Annotated in this window: 24 protein-coding genes; 18 read left to right on the top strand and 6 right to left on the bottom strand. The window is 71.9% G+C overall.

Features of this window, described 5'->3' with window-relative positions; all coding sequences use genetic code 11:
• Positions 1–30 precede the first annotated feature (30 nt).
• The gene (locus ACX9MN_RS30795) at positions 31–957 is read right to left on the bottom strand and encodes a glycosyltransferase family 2 protein (protein ID WP_489726255.1); all 927 of its coding nucleotides are present in this window, start codon (positions 955–957) and stop codon (positions 31–33) included.
• Positions 958–1,765: 808 nt separating this feature from the next.
• Here ACX9MN_RS30795 and ACX9MN_RS30790 point away from each other — a divergent pair.
• The 8 genes from ACX9MN_RS30790 to ACX9MN_RS30755 all read left to right on the top strand — a co-directional run bounded on the left by ACX9MN_RS30790 (position 1,766) and on the right by ACX9MN_RS30755 (position 10,057).
• Positions 1,766–3,274, top strand: a complete 1,509-nt coding sequence (locus ACX9MN_RS30790; RefSeq protein ID WP_447715485.1) for an oligosaccharide flippase family protein — start codon at positions 1,766–1,768, stop codon at positions 3,272–3,274.
• A gap of 159 nt (positions 3,275–3,433) precedes the next feature.
• Complete coding sequence (locus tag ACX9MN_RS30785; RefSeq protein WP_091680547.1) at positions 3,434–4,342, top strand: LysR family transcriptional regulator; 909 nt, start codon at positions 3,434–3,436, stop codon at positions 4,340–4,342.
• Positions 4,343–4,507: 165 nt separating this feature from the next.
• Positions 4,508–5,323, top strand: a complete 816-nt coding sequence (locus ACX9MN_RS30780) for a putative hydro-lyase (protein WP_100251878.1) — start codon at positions 4,508–4,510, stop codon at positions 5,321–5,323.
• A 43-nt stretch (positions 5,324–5,366) separates the two neighbouring features.
• Positions 5,367–6,638, top strand: coding sequence for an MFS transporter (locus ACX9MN_RS30775; RefSeq protein WP_091680544.1), 1,272 nt, complete (start codon positions 5,367–5,369; stop codon positions 6,636–6,638).
• A gap of 28 nt (positions 6,639–6,666) precedes the next feature.
• Positions 6,667–7,428, top strand: a complete 762-nt coding sequence (locus ACX9MN_RS30770; RefSeq protein WP_132368387.1) for a 5-oxoprolinase subunit PxpA — start codon at positions 6,667–6,669, stop codon at positions 7,426–7,428.
• On the top strand, positions 7,425–8,159 hold the full coding sequence (locus ACX9MN_RS30765; RefSeq protein ID WP_103985238.1) for a 5-oxoprolinase subunit B family protein: 735 nt from the start codon (positions 7,425–7,427) through the stop codon (positions 8,157–8,159). Before ACX9MN_RS30770 ends, ACX9MN_RS30765 begins: the two co-directional genes overlap by 4 nt.
• A complete protein-coding gene (locus ACX9MN_RS30760) occupies positions 8,159–9,175 on the top strand; it encodes a 5-oxoprolinase subunit C family protein (protein WP_489726254.1) in 1,017 nt (338 codons plus the stop codon). The genes ACX9MN_RS30765 and ACX9MN_RS30760 overlap by 1 nt, the downstream gene beginning before the upstream one ends.
• 93 nt (positions 9,176–9,268) lie before the next feature.
• Positions 9,269–10,057, top strand: coding sequence for an aldolase (locus ACX9MN_RS30755; protein WP_447715482.1), 789 nt, complete (start codon positions 9,269–9,271; stop codon positions 10,055–10,057).
• A gap of 7 nt (positions 10,058–10,064) precedes the next feature.
• Here ACX9MN_RS30755 and ACX9MN_RS30750 read toward each other — a convergent pair whose 3' ends face one another.
• The gene (locus ACX9MN_RS30750; RefSeq protein WP_489726253.1) at positions 10,065–11,357 is read right to left on the bottom strand and encodes a lytic murein transglycosylase; all 1,293 of its coding nucleotides are present in this window, start codon (positions 11,355–11,357) and stop codon (positions 10,065–10,067) included.
• A gap of 155 nt (positions 11,358–11,512) precedes the next feature.
• Here ACX9MN_RS30750 and ACX9MN_RS30745 point away from each other — a divergent pair, with 155 nt between their 5' ends.
• The 3 genes from ACX9MN_RS30745 (at position 11,513) to ACX9MN_RS30735 (ending at position 13,797) form a co-directional block, all read left to right on the top strand.
• A complete protein-coding gene (locus ACX9MN_RS30745; protein ID WP_020093062.1) occupies positions 11,513–12,007 on the top strand; it encodes an SRPBCC family protein in 495 nt (164 codons plus the stop codon).
• A 152-nt stretch (positions 12,008–12,159) separates the two neighbouring features.
• Entirely contained in the window at positions 12,160–13,572 is a 1,413-nt protein-coding gene (pyk, locus tag ACX9MN_RS30740) for a pyruvate kinase (RefSeq protein ID WP_489726252.1), read from the top strand.
• Positions 13,573–13,668: 96 nt separating this feature from the next.
• Positions 13,669–13,797, top strand: a complete 129-nt coding sequence (locus ACX9MN_RS30735; protein WP_012320301.1) for a hypothetical protein — start codon at positions 13,669–13,671, stop codon at positions 13,795–13,797.
• 65 nt (positions 13,798–13,862) lie between these two features.
• Here the strand turns inward: ACX9MN_RS30735 and ACX9MN_RS30730 are convergent, their stop codons facing one another.
• Complete coding sequence (locus ACX9MN_RS30730; RefSeq protein WP_170855161.1) at positions 13,863–15,050, bottom strand: patatin-like phospholipase family protein; 1,188 nt, start codon at positions 15,048–15,050, stop codon at positions 13,863–13,865.
• A 520-nt stretch (positions 15,051–15,570) separates the two neighbouring features.
• Between ACX9MN_RS30730 and ACX9MN_RS30725 the strand changes: the two genes are divergently transcribed.
• Complete coding sequence (locus tag ACX9MN_RS30725; RefSeq protein WP_026604914.1) at positions 15,571–16,107, top strand: GcrA family cell cycle regulator; 537 nt, start codon at positions 15,571–15,573, stop codon at positions 16,105–16,107.
• A gap of 12 nt (positions 16,108–16,119) precedes the next feature.
• On the opposite strand, the gene ACX9MN_RS30720 is transcribed toward ACX9MN_RS30725, so the two are convergent.
• Positions 16,120–17,118: a TAXI family TRAP transporter solute-binding subunit gene (locus tag ACX9MN_RS30720; RefSeq protein WP_489726374.1), complete on the bottom strand. Its 999-nt coding sequence runs from the start codon at positions 17,116–17,118 to the stop codon at positions 16,120–16,122.
• A gap of 230 nt (positions 17,119–17,348) precedes the next feature.
• Here ACX9MN_RS30720 and cysK point away from each other — a divergent pair, with 230 nt between their 5' ends.
• The 5 genes from cysK (at position 17,349) to ACX9MN_RS30695 (ending at position 19,879) form a co-directional block, all read left to right on the top strand.
• Complete coding sequence (gene cysK, locus ACX9MN_RS30715) at positions 17,349–18,323, top strand: cysteine synthase A (RefSeq protein ID WP_070999936.1); 975 nt, start codon at positions 17,349–17,351, stop codon at positions 18,321–18,323.
• A gap of 322 nt (positions 18,324–18,645) precedes the next feature.
• Complete coding sequence (locus ACX9MN_RS30710) at positions 18,646–19,149, top strand: hypothetical protein (protein ID WP_489726251.1); 504 nt, start codon at positions 18,646–18,648, stop codon at positions 19,147–19,149.
• Between the two features lie 81 nt (positions 19,150–19,230).
• The gene (locus tag ACX9MN_RS30705) at positions 19,231–19,410 is read left to right on the top strand and encodes a hypothetical protein (RefSeq protein WP_331297759.1); all 180 of its coding nucleotides are present in this window, start codon (positions 19,231–19,233) and stop codon (positions 19,408–19,410) included.
• Positions 19,410–19,724, top strand: coding sequence for a hypothetical protein (locus ACX9MN_RS30700; RefSeq protein ID WP_489726250.1), 315 nt, complete (start codon positions 19,410–19,412; stop codon positions 19,722–19,724). The genes ACX9MN_RS30705 and ACX9MN_RS30700 overlap by 1 nt, the downstream gene beginning before the upstream one ends.
• On the top strand, positions 19,721–19,879 hold the full coding sequence (locus ACX9MN_RS30695) for a hypothetical protein (protein ID WP_020093053.1): 159 nt from the start codon (positions 19,721–19,723) through the stop codon (positions 19,877–19,879). The genes ACX9MN_RS30700 and ACX9MN_RS30695 overlap by 4 nt, the downstream gene beginning before the upstream one ends.
• Before the next feature lie 54 nt (positions 19,880–19,933).
• Here ACX9MN_RS30695 and ACX9MN_RS30690 read toward each other — a convergent pair whose 3' ends face one another.
• On the bottom strand, positions 19,934–20,185 hold the full coding sequence (locus ACX9MN_RS30690) for an RAG2 PHD domain containing protein (RefSeq protein WP_419544807.1): 252 nt from the start codon (positions 20,183–20,185) through the stop codon (positions 19,934–19,936).
• 148 nt (positions 20,186–20,333) lie between these two features.
• Positions 20,334–22,157, bottom strand: coding sequence for a translational GTPase TypA (gene typA / locus ACX9MN_RS30685; protein WP_020093051.1), 1,824 nt, complete (start codon positions 22,155–22,157; stop codon positions 20,334–20,336).
• A gap of 362 nt (positions 22,158–22,519) precedes the next feature.
• Here typA and ACX9MN_RS30680 point away from each other — a divergent pair, with 362 nt between their 5' ends.
• Positions 22,520–25,180, top strand: a complete 2,661-nt coding sequence (locus ACX9MN_RS30680; protein WP_489726249.1) for an ABC transporter transmembrane domain-containing protein — start codon at positions 22,520–22,522, stop codon at positions 25,178–25,180.
• Positions 25,181–25,231: the final 51 nt, after the last annotated feature.

Raw genomic sequence — 25,231 nt, 5'->3', positions numbered from 1 at the left:
CTCCCGCGCCTCCCGCCGGCGCGTTCCGCCCTAGGCCCGGGCGGGCGCGCGCGTCAGCAGCGTCCGCGCGCTGTGCCAGGCGAAGGCCAGGACGCCGCTCAGATTGGCGGTCACGATGGCGCGCCACGTCAGGCCGAGCTGCGCGTCGAAGCACGGGCCCCCGACCAGTTCGCGGGCGGCGTTGCGGGCGGACCAGTACAGGTGCTTGATCAGCCACGGGCTGCGGCCGATGTGCTTGGCGTAGAGCGCCCCGTTGCCGAACTGGTAGTTCCAGTGCAGCCGGTCGATCGTGCGCGGGTCCCGGCGCCCGTGGAAGTGCTTGACGCTCATGTCGGGCACGTACTCGACCGCCACGCCGGCCGCCCAGCCGCGGTAGATGAAGTCCGTGTCCTCGGCCGCGCGGAACGTCGCCCCGGGGCCGAACGCCGCGTCGAACCCGCCGATCCGCTCGATGACGGCCCGGCTGCAGGTCATGTTGCAGCCGTGGACGAAGCCGCCGGGATGGGCCGGGTACGTCAGCCGGCTGGCCAGGGCCTCGGTCTTCGTGGTGAAGTCGATGTCCTGGGTCGATCCCAGCTCGACACGGCCACCGCGGATGACGCTTTCCGTGTCGCCGGCATAGTGCGCGATCAGATCTCGCAGATACTGGTCCGACACGACGCAATCGTCGTCGATGAACGCGATGATGTCTCCGGACGCGCGCGCGATCGCGGCGTTCCGAGACCCGGCGACACCTGGGCGCGCCTGCGTGAGGAGCAGAACGTCGCGTCGATCGATCGAGATTGACGCGGACCAGCGCTTCAACGCCGCGTCCGTGCCGTCCTCGGACCCGTTATCGACGACGATGATCTCGGCCTCAGCTTCGGGCGCGGCCTCGATCGCGCGGACCACCGAGTCGAGCGTCTGCAGAAGGGACGCTACACGGTTGCGAGTACATACGATGAAGCTGATTTTCATTTGGCATTATTCCATAAATACTGCCAGAATTGTGATCTTCTAAAACGAGTCACAGACAATGTATAGTAATATTATTGCACTTCCTCGATCCGTGCGCCGTAGGGGCGGCTACGCCTTTTGGATGCGGAACCGAATGTCGTGCAGTTGTGGCGGCGCAATATCCGGCGTCCTCGACGCAAAGCGACGGCCACTTGGATCCTCTGCCGCGCTATAGAAAAGTTCAGATCCGCGCCGGCATCGGACGATGATCTCGGGTATTCGATCCCACCGACCCGTCAAGCCGGGAAAATCTTGCGGAGATTTACTGTTCCATCGGCGATAATGCGGAATAGGGCAAGCGCGCGCCGTGACGGACTGCGATCCGTCCGGCCTTTCGACCGGGATTCCAAGTCTTTCCGCGAGGTCTTCGGCCAAAACATCGGATCATCCCGGCCGTGCCGCGCGCCGCTTGCACATTCGGAAATCTTCGTTCGGCCTCGGCATACGGTGCTGCCAGCGTGAACGGGGCTCGAAGTGCGTTCGGCAAGATGAATATATTACGTGCCGGTTCATGACGCGGGCAGATCACGGATATGTGCGCCCGATACAGTCACATCGGATTCCCGGACTCGGGAGCGGGCGAGTTCTCGGGCCTCTCTGCAGCGCCTGATCTGCACGGCGCCCCGACCTGACCTCGGCCATCGGGCGTGGGCACGGTCCTCCGATTGGCCAGCTGCCGCGGTCCACCGGGCACTGTTAAGCCGTCCCGACCGATCGCGCCCTGGCCGCCGCCAGCGCCGCCGCCACCCTGTCGCGTCCGAAGGATCCCATGGCAGAACTCCGAGAGGGGCCGGAAGCGACGGCGCCGCCCGCGTTCTCGAAGCGCCGGAGCCTGGCCTGGATGGGATTCTGCCAGGGCGGGTTGTTCCTGGCACAGTTCGGCACCTCGCTGGCCCTCGCGCGGCTGCTGACGCCCCACGAGACCGGCATCTTCAGCCTCGCCGCCGCGATCGCGGGCCTGCTGTCCACGCTGCGCTCCTGCGGCCTGTCGAGCTACATCGTCCGGGCGGACCGGGTGGACGGGGCCCTGCTGGCGAGCGTGTTCACGGTGAACCTGATCCTGTCGGGCGCGGCGGCGATCCTGATCCTGGCCTTCAGCGTGTTCGGCAGCGTCCTCCTGGGCGAGCCGGAGGTCCAGCGCGCCCTGGCCATCCTCGCCGTCGTGCCGCTGGTCGGCGCGCTGGAGTTCCGCCCGGCCGCCATGATCGAGCGGCACGGCAATTTCCGCGGCGTGGCCCTCGTCAACATGCTGCGCGGTCTCGTCGCCAGCGGCGCGATGCTGGCGCTGGCGCTCCTCGGCTTCAGCTACATGAGCCAGGCCTACGGGCAGGCCGCGGGCGCCGTCGCGGCGGCGCTGGCGGCGAACGGCCTCGGCCTGCGCTACGTGTCGCTGCGCATGGGCCTCGCGGGCTGGCGCGAGATCCTGACCTACGGCGGCCGGCTCTTCGCCATCGCGGGGGTCGCGGGAATCGCCGGCCGGATGGGCGACCTCGTCCTCGGGCGGATGCTCGGGCTCAGCGCCCTCGGCCTGTACTCCCGCGCGGCGAGCCTCAACACCCTGATGTGGGACCACCTGCACGTGGTGATCACGCGCATCACCTTCGTGGACCTCGCGAACCAGCAGCGGAACGGGCAGTCCCTGCGCACCTGCTACCTCCACACGCTGCGGATGATCACCGTGCTGCTCTGGCCGGCCTTCGCGGGCGCGGCCGTCCTGGCCGGGCCGATCATGCGCGTCCTGCTCGGGCCGGGCTGGGACGGCGCGGCGCTACCCTTCTGCCTGCTGTCCCTGGCGGCGATCGTGCTGAGTTCGCTCAGCATGACCTGGGAGGTGTTCCTGATCCGGGACCAGACCGCCCTGCAGGCGCGGTTCGAGTTCCTGCGCCACGGCGCCGGGCTCGTGATGTTCAGCATCGGCTGCCTGTTCGGACTCGGCGGCGCGGGCGCGGCACGGGTCGGCGAGGCGCTCCTGGCCGTGGGCCTCTACCGGCCGCATCTCGAGCGGATGACCGACACGTTCCGGCGCGACTACGCCCCCATCTACCTCCACGCCGCCGTCCTGACCGGCATCGCCGTCGCGCCCGCCGTCCTGGTGATGTCGGCCTGGGGCTGGTCGGCCGAGACGCCGCTCCCGAGCCTCGCGGCCGCGATCGCCGCGGGCATCGCGGGCTGGGTGTGCGGCCTCTGGTACCTGGACCATCCCCTCGTCGCGGAAGCGCGCCTGCTGCTCGCGCACATGCGCCCTGCCCGCCCGGCCACGACCGTGTCGGATCTCTAGAGCCGTTCCCGATCACCCCGAGACGGGGGCGATAGCCGGGCGCATGTGCTCGAGGGGCGGGTCCCCTCTCCCGTACGGAGGGGACCGCCGCACGCTTGCGCTTCCGCGCGCCGCGGCGCGATATGGCCGGGCACGGCGGCGAGGCGGGACGATCGCGGGATGGCGGATTTCCGCAGCTTGGAGGTGTTCTACTGGGTCGCGAAACTCTCGAGCTTTCGCCGCGCCAGTGAGAAGGTGAACACCACGCAGCCGGCGGTCTCCCAGCGCATCGCGGCCCTGGAGCACGAGTACGGGACGCTGTTCGAGCGCCGCAGCCGGGACGTCGCGCTGACGGAGCGGGGACGCCTGCTCCTCGGCTTCGCGGAGCGGTTCCTGGCGCTCCAGACCGAGATGAGCGCGGCCCTGCACGAGACCGGCCGGACGCGGGGCACCCTGCGGCTCGGCGTGTCCGAGACCATCGTCCACCTCTGGCTGTCGCGCTTCATCGAGCGCATGCGCGCCACCCATCCCGGGATCGGCGTCGACATCACGGTCGACATCTCGCCCAACATGCAGGCCGCCCTGGTCGCCGACGAGATCGACCTCGCCCTCCTCGTCGGCCCGATCACCCTGCCGAGCTTCGCCAACCGGCCCCTGTTCAGCACCCCCGTCGCCTGGATCGCCGCGCCTGGCCTGCTGCCGGACGACGAGCCCCTGAGCCTCGGCGCGCTGCTGCACCACCCGCTCATCACCTACCCGCGCAACACCAGCCCTTACGTCGAGCTGCGCGATCTCGTCCTGCAGGAGAACCTCCTGCCTAGCCAGATCCACACGAGCGCCTCTCTGGCCACCATCGTGAAGATGGGCGTGGAGGGCCTCGGGATCTGCGTGATCCCCCCGGCCGTGGTCGAGGCCGAACTGCGTGCCGGCACCCTGCGCGTCCTGCCGGCCGAGCCGCAGCTCTCGGACCTGACCTTCACGGCGATGCACACCAAGCGGCCGGCCCACCACTTCGTGGCGGACGCGGCCCGCCTCGCCCAGGACGTCGCCGAGACCTGGGCCGCCGAGACCTGGGCCGCCGGCCGATAAGTCCGGTTTATCGCGCCCCATTCGCAATCACGATTGGCGTGCCCCGCGGCGCGATGGGATCGTTGCCGCAGGAAATGAATCGCTGAAGCGATCGGGATCTCGCGGAATACGGACGGCCGACGCGGCCGCTCCGGCGCGCGACGACCAGCCAGGGAGATCAACGCGGTGAGCCAGCACGCGGGCGCCGACGGCGCGCCACCTGTCTTCGCCGACGCGGCGGACGCGCGGCGCGCGATCCGCGCGGGTCGGTTCCGGGGCCACACCTCGGGTCTCGTCCCCGCCCACGCGCAGGGCAACCTGATGATCCTGCCGCGGGCCATGGCGGAGGATTTCCACCGCTTCTGCCAGCAGAACCCGAAGCCCTGCCCGATCCTCGGCGTCTCGCGGCCCGGCGACCGCGCACTGCCGACGCTGGGGACCGATCTCGACCTCGCCACAGACGTCCCCGGCTACCGCGTCTACGAGGGCGGCGCGCTCGTGGCGGAGCTGCCCGACCTGACTGGCGTGTGGCGGGACGACCTCGTCACCTTCGTCCTCGGCTGCTCCTTCTCGTTCGAGGCCGGCTTGATCGAGGCGGGCATCCCGCTCCGGCACGTCGCCCTCGGCCGCAACGTCGCGATGTACCGGACCTCCATCGCCACCCAGCCGTCGGGCCCGTTCCACGGTCCGCTCGTCGTCTCCATGCGGCCCATGAAGGCGGCGGACGCCATCAAGGCCGTGCAGGTGACGGCCCGGATGCCGGCGGTCCACGGGGCGCCGATCCATCTCGGCGACCCGGGCCTGATCGGCATCCGCGACCTCGCGCGGCCGGATTTCGGCGACCCCGTGCCGATCGAGCCGGACGAGATCCCGGTCTTCTGGGCCTGCGGGGTCACCCCGCAGGCGGTGGCGATGGCGGCGCGGCTGCCGCTCTGCATCACCCACGCGCCCGGTCACATGCTGATCACCGACCTCCTCAACCGCGACCTGCCGTTCCTGTGACCATCCCGGCCGCGCGGCGGCCATTCCGCAAAGGAGTTGCGCCATGTGGGTGAGAGACACGAGTCCGGCGGAGCGCCGGGTCCTGGGCGCGGCCTTCGCGGGCTACGGCGTCGATGCGTTCGACTACATGATCTACACGTTCCTGATCCCGACCCTGGTCGTGGTCTGGGGCCTGACCAAGGTCGAGGCCGGCAACATCGCCACCGCCGCGCTGGTGACCTCGGCGATCGGCGGCTGGGCGGCCGGGATCCTCGCCGACCGCTACGGCCGGGTCGTCGTCCTGCAGGGCACCGTCGCGTGGTTCACCCTGTTCACGGTGCTCAGTGGCTTCACCCAGTCCTACGAGCAGCTGCTCGTGACCCGCGCGCTGCAGGGCTTCGGCTTCGGCGGCGAGTGGTCGGTGGGCTCGGTGCTGATCGCCGAGACGATCCAGGCCCGCTACCGCGGCAAGGCGGTGGGGCTCGTCCAGTCGAGCTGGGCGGTCGGCTGGGCCTGCGCGGCGATCGCCTTCTGGGCCGTGTTCGCCCTGGCGGAGCCGGCGGTGGCGTGGCGGATCCTGTTCTGGCTCGGCGCCCTCCCCTCGGTGCTGATCTTCTGGATCCGCCGCAACATCGAGGACCCCGAGGTCTACCGGCAGACCCGCGCCGCCATGCGGGACGTCGGCGACACCGGCAGCTTCCTCGACATCTTCTCCCGGCCGCTGATCGGCCGGACCGTGCTGGCGAGCCTCCTCGCGACCGGCATGCAGGGCGGCTACTACGCCGTGACGACATGGCTCCCGACCTACCTGAAGACCGAGCGCAACCTCTCGGTCCTGAACACCAGCGGCTACCTGCTGATGCTGATCTTCGGGTCGTTCGTCGGGTACCTGACCAGCGCGTGGCTCTCCGACCGGATCGGGCGCCGCCTGGGCTTCGTCCTGTTCGGCTTCTGCGCCGGCATCCTCGTCCTGGCCTACACGCTGATCCCGATCACCGACCCGGTGATGCTGATCCTCGGCTTCCCGCTGGGCTTCTTCCTCTCCGGCGTCTTCTCCGGAATGGGCGCCTTCCTGAGCGAGCTGTTCCCGAGCCGGATCCGCGGCTCCGCGCAGGGCTTCTGCTACAATTTCGGCCGCGCCACCGGCGCGATCTGCCCGGCCGTGGTGGGCCACCTCAGCGGTTCGCTGACACTCGGCATCGCCATCGGCGTCGTGGCGGCGGGCGCCTATTGCCTCGTGATCGTCGCGGCGCTTCTCTTGCCGGAGACGGCGGGCCGCGCGCTCGATTCTCGCAGCGCGGATCCGGCCGAGCCGGAACCCGTTGCGGCCCTATGAGACCCGATCGGCACGCGGAGCGGCGGCGATGACCAGCGTGGACCTGAATTCCGACCTCGGCGAGGGCTACGGCGCCTACGCCTGCGGCGACGACGCAGCGATCCTCGGGATCGTCACCTCGGCCAACGTCGCCTGCGGCCTCCACGCCGGCGACCCCGAGATCATGGCCCGGACCTTCGCGCTGGCGAAGGAGCGCGGCGTGGCGGTCGGCGCCCATCCGGGCTACCCGGACCTCTGGGGCTTCGGGCGGCGGCGGATGCCCTACAGCCCGGCCGAGATCGAGCGGCTCGTCGCCTACCAGATCGGCGCCGCGCAGGCGCTCGCCGCCTATGCCGGCCACCGCATCACCTACGTGAAGGCGCACGGGGCGCTGGCCAACGTCGCCGCGGAGGAGCGGCCGGTGGCCGACGCCATCGCCCGCGCGGTCCGTGCGGTGGACCGGGAGCTCGCGCTGCTCGCCATCGCGCTGACCGCCCAGGTGCCGGCGGGCGAGGCCTGCGGCCTCGAGGTTCACCAGGAGATCTTCGCCGATCGCGGCTACACGCCGACCGGCCTCTTGATCCCCCGCAGCCAGCCCGGCGCGATGATCACCGATGCCGGCGAGGCGGCCGACCGCGTCCTGCGCATGGTCGAGGCGGGCGCGATCCTCACGGCCGACGGCCAAGCGCTGCCGACGCCGATCCGCTCGATCTGCGTCCATGGCGATTCGGACCACGCCGTCGCCACGGCGCGGGCGGTGCGGACCCGGCTGGAGGGCGCGGGCGTCACGCTGGCGCCGTTCCGGCCGTGAGCGCGGCGCTGGACGAGCCCCGGCTCCTCGACGCCGGCGAGGCGGCCCTCGTGGTCGAGTTCGGCAGCACCGTCGACCCGGCGATCAGCGACCGGGTCCTGGCCCTCGACGACGCCCTCGGGGCGGACCCGCCCGAGGGGCTGCGGGAGCGCGTGCCGACCTACCGCTCCCTGATGCTGCACTACGACCCGCTGGTGCTCGATCGCGAGACGCTCGCCGAGCGGGTCCGGGCGCTGGTGGCCGGCGCGACCGCGCGCGCGGCGAGCCCGATACTCTGGACGCTGCCCTGCTGCTACGACGCCCCCCACGGTGAGGACGTCGCGCAGGTCGCCGAGCGGAGCGGCCTGAGCCCGGAGACTGTGGTGTCGACCCACGCGGCTACGACGTTCCGGGTCTACATGTACGGCTTCGCGCCGGGCTTCGCCTATCTCGGCGGCCTGCCGCAGCCCCTGGCGGTGCCCCGGCGGGCGAGCCCGCGGCCGCCGCATCCGCGCAACGCCATCATGATCGGCGGCGGCCTCGCCGCGGTGGCGACCGTGCCGATGCCGACCGGCTGGTACGTGATCGGCGCGACGCCGTCCCGCCTCTACGCGCCGGAGCGCGACCCGAGCTTCTTCGTCGGCGCCGGCGACCTGATCCGCTTCGAGCCCGTGGATGCCGCGACCTTCGACGCCCTCACGGCCCGCGAGGCGGCGGGCGAGCCGGTGGCCCGCCGCGGGGAGGCGCGCTGATGCCCGCTCTCGTGATCGGGTCCGCCGGCCCCGGCATCACCCTGCAGGACGGGGGCCGGCACGGCTACCTGCGCTACGGCATCACCGCCGCGGGCCCGATGGACCCGCTGATGCACGCCGCCGCCAACCGGGCGGCGTCGAACCCCCTCGACGCCACCGCCATCGAGATCTCCACCGGCGGCGTCACCGTCTCGGCGGAGGACGGCGCCGTCGGGCTCGCCCTGCTGGCGCCGGGCTTCCGCGTCGCGCTGGACGGCGTACCCCTGCCCGACACGGTCGCGCTCGCCCTGGAGCCCGGCCAGACCCTCGTCGTGCGGGCCGGCGATGCCGGCGCCTGGGGCTACCTCGCGGTCGCCGGGCGGCTCGACGTGGCGCCGGTCCTCGGCTCGGCGGCGACCCATACCCGCTCGGGGCTCGGCGGCCTCGACGGGCGCGGCCTCGCCGCGGGCGACCGCCTCCCCGTCGCCGAGGGCCGGACGTCGGACGGAGCGCCGCAGCGGCTCGTCGCGCCCTGGCTCGCCCGGGACGGCCGGGAGATCCGGGTCGTGCTGGGCCCGCAGGACGACTACTTCGCGCCCGACCAGGTCGAGGCCTTCCTGGCCAGTCCCTGGACGGTCTCGCCGCGGGGCGACCGGATGGCCTGCTTCGTCGACGGCACGCCGCTGAGGCACGCCAAGGGGCACGACATCGTCTCGGACGGCGTCGCCATGGGGGCGATCCAGGTGCCCGGCAACGGCCTGCCGATCATCCTGATGGCCGACCGGCAATCCACCGGCGGCTACCCGAAGATCGCCACGGTCATCGGGCCGGATCTCGGGCGGCTGGCGCAGGTCCGGGGCGGGGCGAGCCTGTCGTTCCGGCGCGTCTCGGTGGCGGAAGCGGTCGCGGCGCGCCGCGCCGAGCGCGATCTCCTGCGCGAGGCGATCCCGCGCGAGCCGGTCATCCGCACGGATTTCGCGTCGGACTTCCTGCTCGGCCTCAACCTCGTCGGCGGCGTCACGGACGGCCGCGCCTGAGCGCGGAGCGGCTGCGCAGGGGCGAGCGAGCGTCTAGAGTGCGGGACCGGTCGAGTCCCCGGCCCGAACCCCGACACAGGAAAGCCCGCACGCATGGCGCACGCCGTTACCGCCCCGGGAACCCCGCCCGCCCGCAGCAACGAGCCCCTGAACGCCGACAGCGTGCGCCGCGCCCGGGTCGACCTCGCCGCCTGCCTGCGCTGGGCCGCCCGCAACGGCCTCGAAGAGGGGATCTGCAACCATTTCTCGGCGGTGCTGCCGGAGCGGCCCGACCTGTTCCTGGTCAATCCCTACGGCCTCGCCTTCGCGGAGGTCACCGCATCGAGCCTGCTCCTCTGCGACTTCCACGGCAACGTCCTCGAGGGCGACGGCCAGCCGGAGGCGACCGCCTTCCACATCCACGCCGAGCTGCACCGGCTGAAGCCCCGCGCCCGGGCCGCGTTCCACACCCACATGCCCTATTCGACGGCCCTGGCCATGCTGGAGGGCGAGCCCCTGGTGTGGGCGGGCCAGACGGCCCTGCGCTTCTACGGCCGGATCGCCGTGGACGAGGATTACAACGGTCTCGCGCTCGATTCGTCCGAGGGCCGGCGGATCGCCGAGAGCGCCGGCGAGGCGGACGTCGTGTTCCTGAAGAACCACGGCGTGATGGTGCTGGGCGAGACGATCGCGGAGGCCTGGGACGACCTCTACTACCTGGAGCGCGCCGCGCAGGCGCAGGTCCTGGCCATGAGCACGGGGCGCGCGCTCAAGGCCGTGCCCGAGGCGATCGTGCAGCGCGTGGCGGCCCAGGAGGCGGCCGGGCGCGCCGAGAGCGCCCGCCTCCACCTGGAGAGCGTCAAGCGGGTGCTCGCCCGGGACGAGCCCGCCTTCCTGGCGTGAGCGTCCGTCAGGGCGCGGCCCGGACCCGGTCCAGCAGCGCGGCGTCGGCGTAACCGTCCGGCGGCAGGCCGACCGACCCCTGGAAGGCGCGCAGCGCCGCCCGCGTCTTCGGGCCGATCTTGCCGTCGACCCCGCCGGTGGCGAAGCCGCGCTCCGTCAGGCGGGTCTGCAGGTCGCGCCGCTCGTCGCCGGTGAGGGGCCGGTCGCCCCGCGGCCAGTCGTGCACCAGGCCCGGGTCGCCGCGCAGGCGGTCCGACAGGAGCGCGACGGTCAGCGCGTAGGACAGGGCCGTGTTGTAGCGGAGGATCACCGCGAAGTTCGGCTGCAGCAGGAAGGCGGGGCCGCGGATCCCGGCGGGCAGGATCAGGGTCGCCTCGGCCGTGTCCGGCAGGGCGCGGTCGCGGGCGGGCCTCACGCCGAGCGCCCGCCACGCCGCGACGGTGCGGACCGTCGTCTCGTCGGCGAGCGCCGCGTCGAAGGTCTCGGGCAGAACCGCCTCGCTGCCCCATCTCGCGCCGGGCTTCCAGCCGTGGCTGCGCAGGTAGTTCGCCGTCGACGCGAGGGCGTCCGGCACCGAGGTCCAGATGTCGCGCCGGCCGTCGCCGTCGAAATCGACCGCCTCGCGCTGGTAGACGCTGGGCATGAACTGCGTGTGCCCCATGGCGCCGGCCCAGGACCCGGTCAGCCCCGCCGGCATCCGGTCGAGGGGCGCCTGGTTCCAGGCCAGGATCTGGAGCGCCGCCGCCAGCTCGTCGCGCCAGTAGGTCGCCCGGGCGGGATCGCTGCAGCCGAGCGTCGCGAGCGAGCGGACGACCGGCTTCACCACCGCCGCGTTGTCGAGCACCGCGCCGTAACTCGATTCGACGCCCCAGAACGCCACCAGGATGTGGCGGTCGACCCCGTACTTGGCCTCGATGGCCGCGAGCGTGTCGGCGTGCTCGGCGAGCTTGCGCAGACCGGCCTCGACGCGGGCCGGCGTGACGCTGGCCTCGATGTAGTCCCAGATCGGACGGACGAACTCGCCCTGGCTCTGTGTCGCGGCGATCACGTCCGGGTCGGGGGTGAGCGCGGCGAGCTGCGCCTCGGCGAGGCCCTGCGGCACGGCGCGGGCCGTGACCCAGGCGATCAGGTCGGCCCGGCAGGCCTCGAAGGCCTGCGGCGCGGCTGGCGGCGACGGGTCCGGCCCCGCGGCGAGCGCCGGCACGGCCGAGCCGATGACGAGTGCGGCGCCGGTCGCCAGGACCGCGCGCGCGGCGCCGCTCCGGGTCGCGGGCCGCTTCGGCGCGGCGCGATCGTCCATGGGCATCTCCGGTGATCCTGACGGGCGCGGCGTAGCATACCGCGCCGGCAGCGACACCTTCGAGACGCGGTCCGTCGCGGCCCCGGGGCTCGCCGCGGCCGGGCGGCGCCCCAAGTCGCGTCACATCAGCCCGGCGGCCCGGAGACCGACCCGTGATGCATCCCGCTTACCTGACGGCGATCGGCGCGGCCCTCTTGGCCGCCGGACCGGCCAGCGCCCTGGAGGTCACCCGCAGCCGCGACATCCCGGCTCCGCCCGCCGCGGTCTGGGCGCTGGTCGGCGATTTCTGCGCGATCCAGAACTGGCACCCGCAGGTCCAGCGCTGCATCCTGTCGGGCGAGGACGAGGATGACGGCATCCGCGCGCAGATCCGCGGCCTCGTGGTGAAGGGCGGCAAGGGCACGATCGCCGAGGTCGAGACCGCGCGCGACGAGACCGGCATGAGCTACAGCTACAGCTTCATCCAGGGGCCCCTGCCGGTGCGCGCCTACAACGCGACGCTGGCGGTCCGTCGCGACGGCGCGGGCTCCACGGTGATCTGGAGCGCGACCTTCGACGCCGAGGGCATGAGCGATGCCGACGCCGTCGCCGACATCACGGGCGTGTTCGACGCCGGGCTTGCCGGGATCGCCCGGGAGGCGGCCAGATAGCCCCCTGCCGAATCGGCCAGCCGCGCGAAAAATCGCCTGCCGGGCGCCGCGAGGCCTCGCCGCGGGGCCGTCGCGGACCGATGTGAGCGCCGTCGGCGCGACCGAGCGCCCGGCTCGATTCCCAGAGGCAGCCTCAGGAGGCCGAGACCCGCATGCGCCGTCACCGCCACGCCAAGATCGTCGCCACCGTCGGTCCCGCCAGCTCCGCCCCGGACCAGCTCCGCGCCCTGTTCCTCGCCGGCGTCGACACGTTCCGGCTCAATTTCAGCCACGGCCTCCAGGCGGATCACGCCAAGGTCCACGCGGCCATCCGCGCCCTCGAGAAGGAAGTCGGCCGGCCGATCGGCATCCTGCAAGATCTCCAGGGGCCGAAGATCCGCATCGGCACGCTCCAGGGCGGACGGCTCGATCTCCAGGCCGGCGAGACGGTGCGCTTCGTCCTCGAGGGCGCCGACGGCGACAAGCAGGCGATCCCGCTGCACCACCCGGAAATCTTCGACGCCGTCGTGCCGGGCCAGGAGCTCCTCATCGACGACGGCCGGGTGCGGGTGCGGGTCACCGGACCCGAGCGGACCTCCATCACCGCCGAGGTCGTCACCGGCGGTCCGATCTCGAACCGCAAGGGCGTGAACCTGCCGGGCACGCTGCTGGACCTGTCGCCGCTGACCGAGAAGGACCGGGCGGATCTCGCCTTCGGGCTCGACCTCGGCGTCGACTGGGTCGCCCTGTCGTTCGTCCAGAAGCCGTCCGACGTCATCGAGGCGCGGGGGATCATCGGCGACCGCGCCGGCATCATGTCGAAGATCGAGAAGCCGCAGGCGCTGGAGCGGATCGACGACATCATCCGGCTCTCCGACGCCGTGATGGTCGCCCGCGGCGACCTCGGCGTCGAGATCCCGCACGAGGACGTGCCGGCGCGGCAGAAGGAGCTGATCCGGGCCTGCCGGCTCGCCGTGAAGCCCGTGGTGGTGGCGACCCAGATGCTCGACTCGATGGTCAACGCCCCCGCGCCCACCCGGGCGGAGGCGTCGGACGTCGCCACCGCCATCTACGACGGCGCCGACGCCGTGATGCTCTCGGCGGAATCCGCCACCGGCCGCTACCCGGTCGAGGCGGTGGCGATGATGGACCGGATCATCCGGAGCGTGGAGGGGCACAAGCTCTACCACTCGATCGTCGCGGCCTCGGAGCCGGGCGAGGAGGAGACGCCGCCCCACGCGGTGGCGACCGCCACGGCCGACCTCGCCGAGGCGGTGCACGCCGCCGCGATCGTCGCCTACACGGCGAGCGGGACGACGGCCGCCCGGGTCGCCCGCAAGCGCCCCGCCGCCTCGATCCTGGCCCTGACCCCCAACGTCGCGACCTCGCGGCGGCTGAGCCTGCTCTGGGGGGCCCACAGCGTCCTGACGGAGGACGTCGACAGCTACGAGGAGATGACCTCGAAGGCCTGCCACCACGCGCAGGACGAGGGCTTCGCCAGGCCGAACGACGTCATCGTGGTCACCGCCGGCATCCCGTTCCACACCGCCGGCAACACCAACAACATCCGCCTGATGCAGGTCTGAGACACCCCGATCCGGCACCGGGCTGGAACGCGGCCCGCGCCTGACCCGTTGATGGAGAAGCTGCGCCATTGGGGCGCGATACCGGAGGGCCGACCCATGAACCTGATCGGACGCATCGTCACCAAGATCCTCGGCAACGAGAACCGCCCCGTCGACCGGGACGACCGGAACGCCAGCACGGCGACGCCGCTCGGCCGCCTCGTGACGAAGATCCTGGGCAAGTAGGCGCGTCGTCCGCCCGCGCCATTCGCCGCGCGCCCGAGCCGGGCGCGCGGCGGACCGTTAGGCGGTCAGTTCGCGACGGCGCTGGCGGTCGCCTTGAGCACCGGCGCCGCCGGGATCGAGTGCTGCCAGAAGGTGCCGGTCCGGCCCTTCTCGTAACCGGCGTCGTACAGGGCCCGCATGTAGGCGGTGTCGAAGCCCTTCGCGGCGGACGCCTTGGGGCCGTTCTCGTCGATGTAGGTGAGATTGAAGCCGATGCCGTTGGTGCGGGCCAGCGCGTAGGTCGCCGTCAGCGTCGCGCGGGAGCGGGCGCGGCTCGCGGTGGTGAAGGAGCGCTCGACGATCGAGAGCGTGTTGTCCTTCGTGACCTCGAATTCCGGCTCCAGGCGGCCGTTGATCACCACGTAGATCTCGGCCTTGCCGCCGGTGCGGATCCGCCCGTCGCGCAGCAGCAGGGTCTGCGGCAGGGTGAAGACGGGGGTCACCACCGAGCCGTCGACATGCATCTCCTGGAAGCGCGCGTCGCCGGCCGAGACGTCGATGAACTGGGGCGGGAACACCGCCGGGATGCTGGCCGAGGCCGCCAGCACGTCGCGGAACAGCTGGCGGGCGTTGGGCACCCCGCTCGCCGCGATGGCGCCCATGTTCCAGATCACCGCGCGCTGGGAATCGAGGTTCGTCGTGACGACCAGCAGGCGCCGGCCCTTCGCGTGCTCCTCGGCCACGGCCTTGAGGAGATCGTCCGTGACGTAGCGGTCGATGAGGTTGCGCAGGCGCCCGTCGCCGAACAGGCCCGAGCCGAACAGCACGTTGGCCAGGTTCGGCGAGGCCACCAGCTCGCTGGCGACGCCGCTCGTATAGAACTCGGTCAGGTAGGGGTCGTAGGCCGGGCCCAGGAAGGCGAAGGGCGCGATCAGCGCGCCCGTCGAGACGCCGGAGACCAGGGTGAATTCGGGCCGCTTGCCGGACGCCGTCCAGCCGTTGAGCACGCCCGCCCCGTAGGCGCCGTCGCCGCCGCCGCCCGACAGGGCCAGGTAGGTGAAGCCCTTGAGGCGCCGCTCCGGATTGGCGGCGAGCGCCGCGATCGTGTCCACCGACGCGTCCGCGAAGACGCGCGCGCCGGGGATGCCCGGCACGGTGGCGAAGGCCGCCTGCTCGGCACTGTAGGGGGTCCGCGGAACGCTGCCGCAGGCCGCGACCTGACCCGCCAGCCCGAACGCCACCGCCATGCGCAGGCTGACCTGACGAACACCCATCGTCACTTCCTCGAACCGCGAAACGCGCCCACTCTGCCACACGGAACGAGCTTGGCCGTATCGCCTGTTCCGTCTTAGCCGGCTTCGGAGGAACGATAAGGCCGCGCTGTTGCGGTGGGGTCACGATCCCACGCGATCGGGGCGCAAGCGTGGCCGCTGCGGCCGGCGCCCCGGACGGTGCGGCGCCGTACCGGACACCGGCGGGACCGCGCCGGGACCGCGCCGGGGCCGCGCAGGATCGCGCCGGACCCGGCCGACCCGGGCCGGCCCGGGTCATTGCCGGTGGACAGGCGTCGCGGCGGCCCGTGACCGGCGACCGCCCGCCCTTGCAACGTTCGCGAGCGCCGCGCTAGGGTTCCCCCGTGGCCTGGCGAGACAGGGTGTCGCACGCGATGCGGCAGCCGGTGTGCGGGGGCGCGGTCTGCACGGCGACACGGTCGGCCGGGATAATGGCTTCTGTCTGCCTGGAAGACGCGGACTGGCCTTCGGGAACGCGGCCGAGCCGCAGGGGGCGGAGGGGATGATGGAAGCGGGTCTCGGCTGGACGGACGATCGCGTGGCGCTGCTGCGCCGCCTGTGGGAAGACGGGCAGAGCGCCAGCAAGATCGCGGCGCAACTCGGCGGCGTCACCCGCAACGCGGTGATCGGCAAGGTCCACCGCCTCGGTCTGGCCGGTCGCGCCCGCGGCGGCGAGGAAGCCGCCACCGCCGTCCCGCCGTCGAAGACGGTCGAGATCGAGACCGCCATCGCGGTGGTCGAGACGCAGGCGCCCGAGCCGGTCGCGATCCTGGCCCACCGTCCGGCCCCGGACTTCCCGGCGCCCGCGCCGGCCGCGGCGCCCGCGCCCGTGGCCCTCGCGGTGTCGGAGCGCGTCACCATCATGGACCTCCGGGAATCCATGTGCCGCTGGCCCCTCGGCGACCCGACGACGCCGGAATTCCGCTTCTGCGGCGCCCGCTCCATCACCGGCCTGCCGTACTGCACCCACCACGCCGAAATCGCCTACCAGCCCGCCGCCGAGCGGAAGCGCGATCGCCGCGTCGCCTCGTTCCGCTGAGCCGCCGCGCCGTCAGCGCAGCGTGACGCCGGCTTCGCGCAGGACGCGGGCGGTGCCGGGATTGACCTGGTCCGCCGGGACGAGGCCGACGAGGTTCATCGGCTGCGCTTCGGTGAGCTCCGTCCGCGCCAGCGCCCGGACGATCCGGTAGGCCGTCTCCTCGTCGAGGCCGGGCCGTGCGATCACGAAGCTCCAGGACCCCACCGTCGCGATCGGCTCCGCCTGCCCGGCGAAGCTGCCGGCCGGAACCGTGAGGCGCCGCGTCGCCGCGCCGGGCTGCGCGAGGCGCGCGATGGCCGCCTCGGACGGTCCGAAGAAGCGGGCCCCGCCCGGATCCGCGGCCAGGGCGTGGAAACCCGGCCAATCGAGGCCGCCGCCCCAGAGCGCGTCGGCGCGGCCCTCTCGCACCAGGGCCGGGCCGTCGCCGGCCCGGTCGAGGAGGATCGGGCTGATGTCGCGCTCGGGATCGAGGCCCGAGGCGCCGAGGACGCTGCGGCCCATGACGGTCAGCCCGGACTTGTGCGTGCCGAGCACGACCCTGCGCCCGCGCAGGTCCGCCACCGAGCGGATCGCGCTGGTCGCCGGCACCACGAACAGGCCCGGCGTCGGGTACATCGGCGCCAGGACGGTCAGGCCGCCGCCCTCGGCGAGGGCCGGGTAGGCGTACTCGCCCTGCACGAGGCCGAGATCGACGCGGCCGGCGCGGAGGAGGCCGACATTCTCGGACGACCCGCCGGTGGCGCGCCGCTCGACGGTCAGGGCCGGGTCCGCGGCTGCGACCGCGCCGGCGAAGGCCTCCCCGAAGGCCGGGAAGCCGCCCCCCGGCGTCGCGGTGGCGAGCACGACGCGGAGCGCCTCGGCGGCGCGCGCCGGCCGCGCCAGGACCAGCCCGAGGCCCGCCAGAAGAGCGGCCCGACGAGTCGGCCGAAGAGGGAGGCCCCGTCCGCCCGTCGGGCGGGATGGTCGGGCAGCGCCGGCCGCGGCCGGACGGGCTGGAGAATAGTATTCCATCAGGAACGGGCCGCTCAATAAAGGTCTTCCACCCCGCCGCGAAAGTTCGCCCAATTCCGGAAAGAACTTTCGGCAACGGCACTTAGCCCGATTGCTCCGGCCGCGGCAACGCGATATCGCAGCCTCCCGTCCGGGCCGGTCAAGCCTCCCCACGCGAGGGCGATCCCTTGGCGGGGCCTCTCCCGGATACGACATCTGTCCGATCCGTCACCACGAGCAGGAGTTCCGCGATGGCCGATACCCTCAACGCACCGGCGAAGGTCGGCCACGGCCGTGTCTACGGCTCGATCACCGAGACGATCGGCAACACCCCTCTGGTGCGCCTGAACCGGCTGCCCAAGGAGCACGGCGTCGACGCCGAGATTCTGCTGAAGCTCGAGTTCTTCAACCCGATCGCGAGCGTGAAGGACCGCATCGGCGTCAACATGATCGACGCCCTGGAGGCCTCCGGGAAGCTCCAGCCCGGCGGCACGCTGGTCGAGCCGACCTCGGGCAACACCGGCATCGCCCTCGCCTTCACGGCGGCGGCCCGCGGCTACCGGCTCATCCTGGTGATGCCCGAGACGATGTCGCTGGAGCGGCGCAAGATGCTCGCCTTCCTGGGCGCGGAGCTGGCGCTCACGCCGGGCGCGCAGGGCATGAAGGGCGCGATCGCCAAGGCCGAGGAGCTCCTGAAGGAGATCCCGGGCTCGGTCATGCCGCAGCAATTCTCCAACCCGGCCAACCCGGAGATCCACCGGAAGACAACCGCCGAGGAGATCTGGAGCGACACGGGCGGCCAGCTCGACGCGTTCGTGGCCGGCGTCGGCACCGGCGGCACCGTGACGGGCGTCGGCGAGGTGCTGAAGCCGCGCCTGCCGAACCTGAAGGTCTTCGCGGTGGAGCCGGAGGACAGCCCGGTGATCTCCGGCGGCCAGCCCGGCCCGCACAAGATCCAGGGCATCGGCGCCGGGTTCATCCCCGACAACCTGCACACCAACATCCTCGACGGCGTCCTGAAGGTCACCAACCAGGCGGCGTTCGAGACCTCCCGGGCGCTCGCCCGGCTGGAGGGCATCCCCGGCGGCATCTCCACCGGCGGCAACGTCGCGGCGGCGCTGGAGCTGGCCAAGCGCCCCGAGTTCCAGGGCAAGCGGATCGTGACGGTCGCCTGCTCGTTCGCCGAGCGCTACATCTCCTCGGCGCTGTTCGACGGGATCGGCTGAACCCGGCATCGGAGCGGCCTTCGGGCCGCTCCCCTACGGAGCACCGATCGAATCGCACCGGCGCGGATCGCGGCGATGTGGATCCGCGCGCGCTTCCGGTCCGCCGGGGACGGACACGATCGTCGCGACCCACGGAATTTTTCATTTTATCACAGTCATACAATTATTTTTTCTTGATCAGTATCTGTCTCTTTCAAAACTTATTCGCAGCACAATACTGAGTTTTGGGCGAAAATTTCGGATCAACACTGCGATCTCCCGTGCCTGGACGCCAGAAAAACTCTCCGCTAACGCCGATCGGCGAACGGACAGCGATTCTCTCATGCGCGGCCTCCTGCTTCTCGTGTTCGGCCTCTGGGCTCAGTCGGCGATGGCCCTGGGCTTCGCTGTCCACGACCTGACCGGGCTGGCCGAGGCCGCCAGACTGGCGCTGGGACCGGCAGCCACCGCGCAGGCGGAGGCCCAACGTCTCGGCCTGCACTGCGCCGCCTGCGCGGGCGCCCCGACGATCGCGTTGCGGCTCGGCCGACTGACGGACGGGACCGAGGCCCGGGTCCGCTCCGGCAGGACGACCCTCGCGGCGCTCGAGGCGCTCTGCGTGCGGCGCAATCCGGATTGCCGGCTCTCGGCCCTGCCCGCCGGCCCGGCGATCGGCTGGTTGAGCGTGTACGCGCTGGACGGCGGCGCGGGTGCCACCGCGGTCATCCTCCGGGACGGCGATCTGCTGACGATCGAGGCGCGGGCATCGGATCGCGGGGCCGCGGAGGATGCGGCGCGGCGCCTCATGCAGGCCGTCCTGCCCCGGATCGTCGGGCCGGAGACCTGAACCGACCGCCTCCGGTCGCCCAGTTCGCGCAACCCTCCCCGGCCGCCTCCGTTGTCTCCCGAAGAGGCAGAGAGGCGAGCCATGACAGACCAGACCGGACGACCCGCGCGGGAGGGTGCCGAGGCCGCGGTGGCCAACGAGACCGAGACGCCGCGCGAGAAGCTCGGCCAGATGGAGGACAAGGCGCGGTCCGACACGGATCTCGGCGAGGCGATCGACCGCGCCACCGCCGCCGTCGGCCAGGACGACGGGAAGCGCTGATGGTCAGGCCGACGAGCGAATCCGGCACGGTCACCCGCAAGCCCGACGACAAGGTCGGTTCGCGCGGGAGCCCGCCCGCCGGGGGCGGCCATCAGACGGCCGATCAGGCGGCGATCACCGACATGGGCTCCGGCGAGGCGCCGCGGACCGAACCGAAGGACGGATGGGGCGCGGCCGGAGAGCCCGGGCGCGCGCCGCCGGCGGTCGGCGGCTCCTCGGGCGGCCACTCGGACCAGAAGGCCTCGCGGGGTCCGGCCGCCGACACGAAGGTCGCGGGCGGGCACTACCGGGCGGAGCGGGAGAATCGGGAATGACCGAGCGTCGCGAGACCGGCGCGCAGCCGGACAAGCCGAAGAACGTCGCCCCCGACGCGGTCAAGGACCCGAACGAGAAGACGGAGGGCAAGCCCGGCCAGGGGACGCCCGCCGGCGGAACGCAGAACGACGAGACCGATCCCGGAGGCAGCTGACGCGACCGGGCAGGCCGGCGCCGCGGCGGCATACCCGCCGCGGCGGCGCGCGGCTCAGGAGAGTCGGAAGGGGATCGGCCCGGAAGCCAGCGGGACGTCGCCGGGACGGCAGCCGGTCTCGACGCAGGCGTAGCGGATCGCGTCCTGGCGGCTGCGGAAGATGCCTCCGGCACGCCCACCGGTCTCGACGGCGACCCAGTGACCCTCGCCGTCCTGGCCGACGAGGTATGAGGGCGGCGCGGCGGCGGCCTGCGCGAGCGACGGAAGCGGGTTCAGCGCGACGGGCATCGGTGTCACGGGGTTCACGCGGGCCTCTCGGGTCCGCCCCATCGAAGTATTGCCCCCGGCATAAGGGTTCGATGGGTCCGAGAGCGGCCAGGAATAAGGGCCACATCAGCAACCGGGCCTGAGCGCCCGGTTGCCCGTCGTTCACGATCGGTGACGGTCGCGCGCCTCAGGCGGCGTTCTCCTTCGACCGCTCGGCCCGCTTGCGGTCGTTCGGGTCGAGGATCGCCTTGCGCAGGCGGATCGACTTCGGCGTCACCTCGACGAGCTCGTCGTCCTGGATCCAGGCCAGCGAGCGCTCCAGGGTCATCCGGATCGGCGGAGTGAGGCGCACGGCCTCGTCCTTCGAGGTGGTGCGGATGTTGGTGAGCTTCTTGCCCTTGAGCACGTTCACCTCGAGGTCGTTCTCGCGGTTGTGCTCGCCGACGATCATGCCCTGGTACACCTTCCAGCCCGGCTCGATCATCATCGGGCCGCGATCCTCCAGGTTCCACATAGCGTAGGCCACGGCCTCGCCCTGGTCGTTGGAGATCAGCACGCCGTTGCGACGGCCCGGCATCTCGCCCTTGTAGGGCTCGTACGCCTTGAACAGCCGGTTCATGATCGCGGTACCGCGGGTGTCGGTCAGCAGCTCGCCCTGGTAGCCGATCAGGCCGCGGGTCGGGGCGTGGAACACGAGGCGCAGGCGGTTGCCGCCGGACGGCCGCATCTCCAGCATCTCGGCCTTCCGCTCGGACATCTTCTGGACGACGACGCCGGAATGCTCCTCGTCGACGTCGATCACGACCTCCTCGATCGGCTCCAGCAGGCCGCCGGCCTCGTCGCGCTCGTACACGACCCGCGGCCGCGACACGGCGATCTCGAAGCCCTCGCGGCGCATGGTCTCGATCAGGATCGAGAGCTGCAGCTCGCCGCGGCCCGAGACGTAGAAGCTGTCCTTGTCGGCCGCCTCCTCGATCTTGAGCGTGACGTTGCCCTCGGCCTCCTTGAACAGGCGGTCGCGGATCATGCGGCTCGTGACCTTGTCGCCCTCGGTGCCGGCGAGCGGGCTGTCGTTGACGATGAACGACATCGTCACGGTCGGCGGATCGATCGGCTGCGCCTGGATCGGGGTCTCGACCTGCGGGTCGCAGAAGGTGTCGGCGACGGTGCCCTTGATCAGACCGGCGATCGACACGATGTCGCCCGCCTCGCCGATGTCGATCGGCGCGCGCTCCAGGCCGCGGAAGGCGAGGATCTTCGACACGCGGCCGGTCTCGACGACCTTGCCGTGACGGTCGAGCACCTTGATCTGCTGGTTCGGCTTCACCGAGCCCGCGGCGATCCGGCCGGTGATGATGCGGCCAAGGAACGGGTTGGCCTCGAGCAGGGTGCCGAGCATCCGGAACGGCCCCTCCTCGGTCCGGGCCGGCGGCACGTGCTTGAGCACGAGGTCGAACAGCGGCTCGAGGCCGACCGACGGGTCCGCGTCCGGGCTGTCGGCCATCCAGCCGTTGCGGCCCGACCCGTAGAGGATCGGGAAGTCGAGCTGCTCGTCGGTGGCGTCGAGGGCGGCGAACAGGTCGAACACCTCGTTCACGACCTCGTTGATCCGCGCGTCCGGACGGTCGACCTTGTTGATCGCCACGATCGGGCGCAGGCCGATCTTGAGCGCCTTGCCAACCACGAACTTGGTCTGGGGCATCGGCCCCTCGGCGGCGTCCACCAGCACGATCACGCCGTCGACCATCGACAGGATGCGCTCGACCTCACCGCCGAAATCGGCGTGGCCGGGGGTGTCGACGATGTTGACGCGGGTGTCCTTCCAGACGACCGAGGTCGCCTTGGCGAGGATCGTGATGCCACGCTCCTTCTCGAGGTCGTTCGAGTCCATCGCCCGCTCCTCGACCCGCTGATTCTCGCGGAAGGTGCCGGACTGGGCCAGCAGCTTGTCGACGAGGGTCGTCTTGCCGTGGTCGACGTGAGCGATGATGGCGATGTTGCGCAGTTTCATGGCGGCCCGAAACGGGTTGTGCCGGCTCCCTGGCGGCCGCGCGGCGCGGCCGTCCGCGCCGGTTCAGGTACGGAGTCGTGGTGGTTGCGTCGCAATATAAGGACGCGCGCGCTTGGGCAAGGCCGCTGAAGTCATGGGGGCCTCGCGTGACCGGGATTGCTGGGGGAAGATCGGCGTCGGGATCCGGCGCCGAGTGCCCTATATGACGGCGCGATGACACCGCGGCCGGCGGGAAGCCGCGCCTATCGGGCTGTATTGGATGAAACCGGATCCCTCGGGTAGCGTATCGACCAGGATCAGGCGTCCGGCTGCGGCGATTCGGCCGTCGGGCCGCCAGGGCGGGCTTTCGTCGGAAGGACACGATGCGCGCGCTTGAGCCGCGGCTGTTCCCGTATATCTGGCGCTACTCCAAGGTCGCGCAGCTCCGGATCTGCGCCGTCGTGCTGGCGTCGCTCCCGTTCTATTTCGCCTCGCTCGACCTGCCGAAGCGCATCGTCAACGACGCGATCACGGGGAAGGCCTACGCGCACGGCGAGGCGACCGCGCCGTTCCTCGAGCTCACCGTCGAGTGGCCCGCCTTCCTGGGCGGCGGCAAGACGCACCTGTTCGAGGGGTTCCAGCTCGACCGGTTCGAGCTGCTGCTCAGCCTGTCGACGCTGTTCCTCAGCCTCGTCCTGATCAACGGCGCGTTCAAGTTCTGGATCAACCTCCAGAAGGGCATTCTCGGCGAGCGGATGCTGCGCCGCCTGCGGTTCCAGCTGTTCTCGCTGATGCTGCGCTTCTCCCCGGAGACGCAGCGGGAGGTGAAATCCTCCGAGACCGCGACGATCATCCGGGACGAGGTCGAGCCGATCGGCTCCTTCATCGGCGACGCGATCGTGGTGCCGGTGTTCCTGGGCACGCAGGCCGCGACGGCGCTGGCCTTCATCATGATGCAGAACATCTGGCTCGGCATCGCGGCCGGCGGCATGGTCGCCGTGCAGATGACCGTGATCCCGCGGCTGCGGCGGGAGATCATCCGTCTCAGCCGCCAGCGCCAGATCGCGTCCCGCGCCCTGGCCGGGCGCGTCGCCGAGGTGCTCGACGGCCTGCAGGCGGTGACGCTGAACGACACCGGCCGCTGGGAGCGGGCGGAGATCGGCGGCCGCCTCTACCGGCTCTACGACCTGCGCCTGCGGATCTACCGCCGCAAGTTCGCGGTCAAATACCTCAACAACCTGCTGGCGCAGGTGACGCCGTTCCTGTTCTACGCGATCGGCGGCTACTTCGCCCTGAAGGGCCAGCTCGACATCGGCCAGCTCGTGGCGGTCCTGGCCGCCTACCGGGACCTGCCGCCGCCCCTCAAGGAGCTGATCGACTGGGACCAGCAGCGCCTCGACGTCGAGGTCAAGTACGAGACCGTGGCGGCGCATTTCGGCCCGCAGCGCCTCCTGCCGGCCGAGCACGAATCCGAGCGCGCGGCGCCCCGGCTCGGCGGGCCGCTGCGGCTGGAGGGCCTGCAGCTGCGCGATCCGCAGGGCGGGTCCCTGATCGAGGTCGGCGACGCGGAGGTGCGCCTCCCCGGGCAGGTCGCCCTGGTCCCGCCCGGGGCGATCGCGCAGGAATTCGTCCGCGTGCTCGCCGGGCTCCAGGCGCCGCCCGGGGGCACGGTCCGGATCGGCGAGCACGACCTCTCGACGCTGCCGCGCCGCGACCACGCGCGGCGCATCGCCTACGCGGGCGTCCAGCCCGTGCTGTTCCCCGGGACGCTGCGCGACAACGTCCTCTACGGGCTGCGCGTGCACCCGCTGCGCACCAAGAGCCTCGACCTCAGCAAGGCGCGGATCAACGAGGCGGTGAAGACCGGCAACCCCTGCGACAGCGTCGAGGACCCCTGGATCGACTTCAAGCGCCTCGGCGTCCGGGATGCCGACGAGCTCGACGAGCGCCTGCTCGACCTGCTCGGCCGGCTCGACCTCGGCGACGAGCTCTACCGGTTCGGGCTCGGCGCCCTGAGTTCGGTCGCCCACGACACGCCGGTGGGCCAGCGCATGATCGCGGCGCGGGAGCACCTGCGCGAGCATTTCGCCCAGAAGGGTCTCGCCGACCTCGTGATCCCCTTCGCTCGGGGCCACTACAACGAGCAGGCCACCGTCGGGGAGAACCTGCTGTTCGGCGTCCCCCGCGACCCGACGCTGACGGATCCGCGCCGCCTCGCCGGCGTCCCCCTGTTCCGCGACGCGCTGGAGAAGGTGAAGCTCCTCGACGAGCTCGACCGGATGGGCGTCGCCATCGCCAGCAACCTCAAGGACATCTTCGCCGACGTGCCGCCGGGCCACCCGCTGTTCCGGCGGTTCTCGCTGATCACCCCGGACGCGCTGCCCGACTACCTGCGCCGGCTCGCGCGCCTGCCCGAGGACGGGCGGCTGAGCGAGACCGACAGCGTGGCCTTCCTGGCGCTGGCCCTCGCCTATGTCGAGCCGCGGATGCGCTTCGGGCTGCTCGACGAGACCCTGTCCAAGCGCATGGTCGGCGCGCGGGCGGTCGTGCAGGGCTTCATGCACGGCGACGACGGCTGCGACGTCGAATCCTACGACCCGAACCGGATCAACCCGCGCAGCACCGTCCTCGACAACCTGCTCTTCGGCCGCATCGACACGGCGCGGATGCACGGCGAGGCGCTGATCCAGAAGGAGGCCCGCGCGGTGTTCCGGGAGTTCGACCTGGAGCGGCCGATCCAGCGGCGCGGCCTCGAGAAGGAGGTCGGCAACCGCGGGCAGGCGCTCGCCGAGCGCGTGCGGGTGCGGGTCGGCCTCGCGCGGGCGATCCTGCGCGAGCCGGAGATCCTCGTGGTCGACCGGGTGGACGAGCACCTGGAGCGGGGCGTCGACACGCTGCTCGACGTGACCGAGACCGCCCTGCCCCGGGCGAGCCTCGTGGCGAGCCTGTCGCCGGAATCCGACCCGGCCCGGTTCCCCGCGCGCCTGCCGATCCAGAGTGCCGACCGGAGTGCCGAAGCGCGCCTGCGCGCGGCGGCGGAATGACGTAAGCGTGACCGGTCCGCGCGGGGCGCGGCCGGCGGTTTACAGGGCTGC

The sequence above is a fragment of the Methylobacterium sp. 1A genome, from assembly GCF_058072805.1.
Note: the sequence above shows the minus strand (reverse complement) of the source record. Positions and strands in the feature narration are given on the sequence as shown.

What these genes read in the sequence shown, in the direction of transcription:
- ACX9MN_RS30795 (WP_489726255.1), bottom strand. Translation starts at nt 957, where the DNA reads ATGAAAATCAGCTTCATCGTATGTACTCGCAACCGTGTAGCGTCCCTT.
- ACX9MN_RS30790 (WP_447715485.1), top strand. Translation starts at nt 1,766, where the DNA reads ATGGCAGAACTCCGAGAGGGGCCGGAAGCGACGGCGCCGCCCGCGTTC.
- ACX9MN_RS30785 (WP_091680547.1), top strand. Translation starts at nt 3,434, where the DNA reads ATGGCGGATTTCCGCAGCTTGGAGGTGTTCTACTGGGTCGCGAAACTC.
- ACX9MN_RS30775 (WP_091680544.1), top strand. Translation starts at nt 5,367, where the DNA reads ATGTGGGTGAGAGACACGAGTCCGGCGGAGCGCCGGGTCCTGGGCGCG.
- ACX9MN_RS30770 (WP_132368387.1), top strand. Translation starts at nt 6,667, where the DNA reads ATGACCAGCGTGGACCTGAATTCCGACCTCGGCGAGGGCTACGGCGCC.
- ACX9MN_RS30760 (WP_489726254.1), top strand. Translation starts at nt 8,159, where the DNA reads ATGCCCGCTCTCGTGATCGGGTCCGCCGGCCCCGGCATCACCCTGCAG.
- ACX9MN_RS30755 (WP_447715482.1), top strand. Translation starts at nt 9,269, where the DNA reads ATGGCGCACGCCGTTACCGCCCCGGGAACCCCGCCCGCCCGCAGCAAC.
- ACX9MN_RS30750 (WP_489726253.1), bottom strand. Translation starts at nt 11,357, where the DNA reads ATGGACGATCGCGCCGCGCCGAAGCGGCCCGCGACCCGGAGCGGCGCC.
- ACX9MN_RS30745 (WP_020093062.1), top strand. Translation starts at nt 11,513, where the DNA reads ATGCATCCCGCTTACCTGACGGCGATCGGCGCGGCCCTCTTGGCCGCC.
- pyk (WP_489726252.1), top strand. Translation starts at nt 12,160, where the DNA reads ATGCGCCGTCACCGCCACGCCAAGATCGTCGCCACCGTCGGTCCCGCC.
- ACX9MN_RS30735 (WP_012320301.1), top strand. Translation starts at nt 13,669, where the DNA reads ATGAACCTGATCGGACGCATCGTCACCAAGATCCTCGGCAACGAGAAC.
- ACX9MN_RS30730 (WP_170855161.1), bottom strand. Translation starts at nt 15,050, where the DNA reads ATGGGTGTTCGTCAGGTCAGCCTGCGCATGGCGGTGGCGTTCGGGCTG.
- ACX9MN_RS30725 (WP_026604914.1), top strand. Translation starts at nt 15,571, where the DNA reads ATGATGGAAGCGGGTCTCGGCTGGACGGACGATCGCGTGGCGCTGCTG.
- ACX9MN_RS30720 (WP_489726374.1), bottom strand. Translation starts at nt 17,118, where the DNA reads ATGGAATACTATTCTCCAGCCCGTCCGGCCGCGGCCGGCGCTGCCCGA.
- cysK (WP_070999936.1), top strand. Translation starts at nt 17,349, where the DNA reads ATGGCCGATACCCTCAACGCACCGGCGAAGGTCGGCCACGGCCGTGTC.
- ACX9MN_RS30710 (WP_489726251.1), top strand. Translation starts at nt 18,646, where the DNA reads ATGCGCGGCCTCCTGCTTCTCGTGTTCGGCCTCTGGGCTCAGTCGGCG.
- ACX9MN_RS30705 (WP_331297759.1), top strand. Translation starts at nt 19,231, where the DNA reads ATGACAGACCAGACCGGACGACCCGCGCGGGAGGGTGCCGAGGCCGCG.
- ACX9MN_RS30700 (WP_489726250.1), top strand. Translation starts at nt 19,410, where the DNA reads ATGGTCAGGCCGACGAGCGAATCCGGCACGGTCACCCGCAAGCCCGAC.
- ACX9MN_RS30695 (WP_020093053.1), top strand. Translation starts at nt 19,721, where the DNA reads ATGACCGAGCGTCGCGAGACCGGCGCGCAGCCGGACAAGCCGAAGAAC.
- typA (WP_020093051.1), bottom strand. Translation starts at nt 22,157, where the DNA reads ATGAAACTGCGCAACATCGCCATCATCGCTCACGTCGACCACGGCAAG.
- ACX9MN_RS30680 (WP_489726249.1), top strand. Translation starts at nt 22,520, where the DNA reads ATGCGCGCGCTTGAGCCGCGGCTGTTCCCGTATATCTGGCGCTACTCC.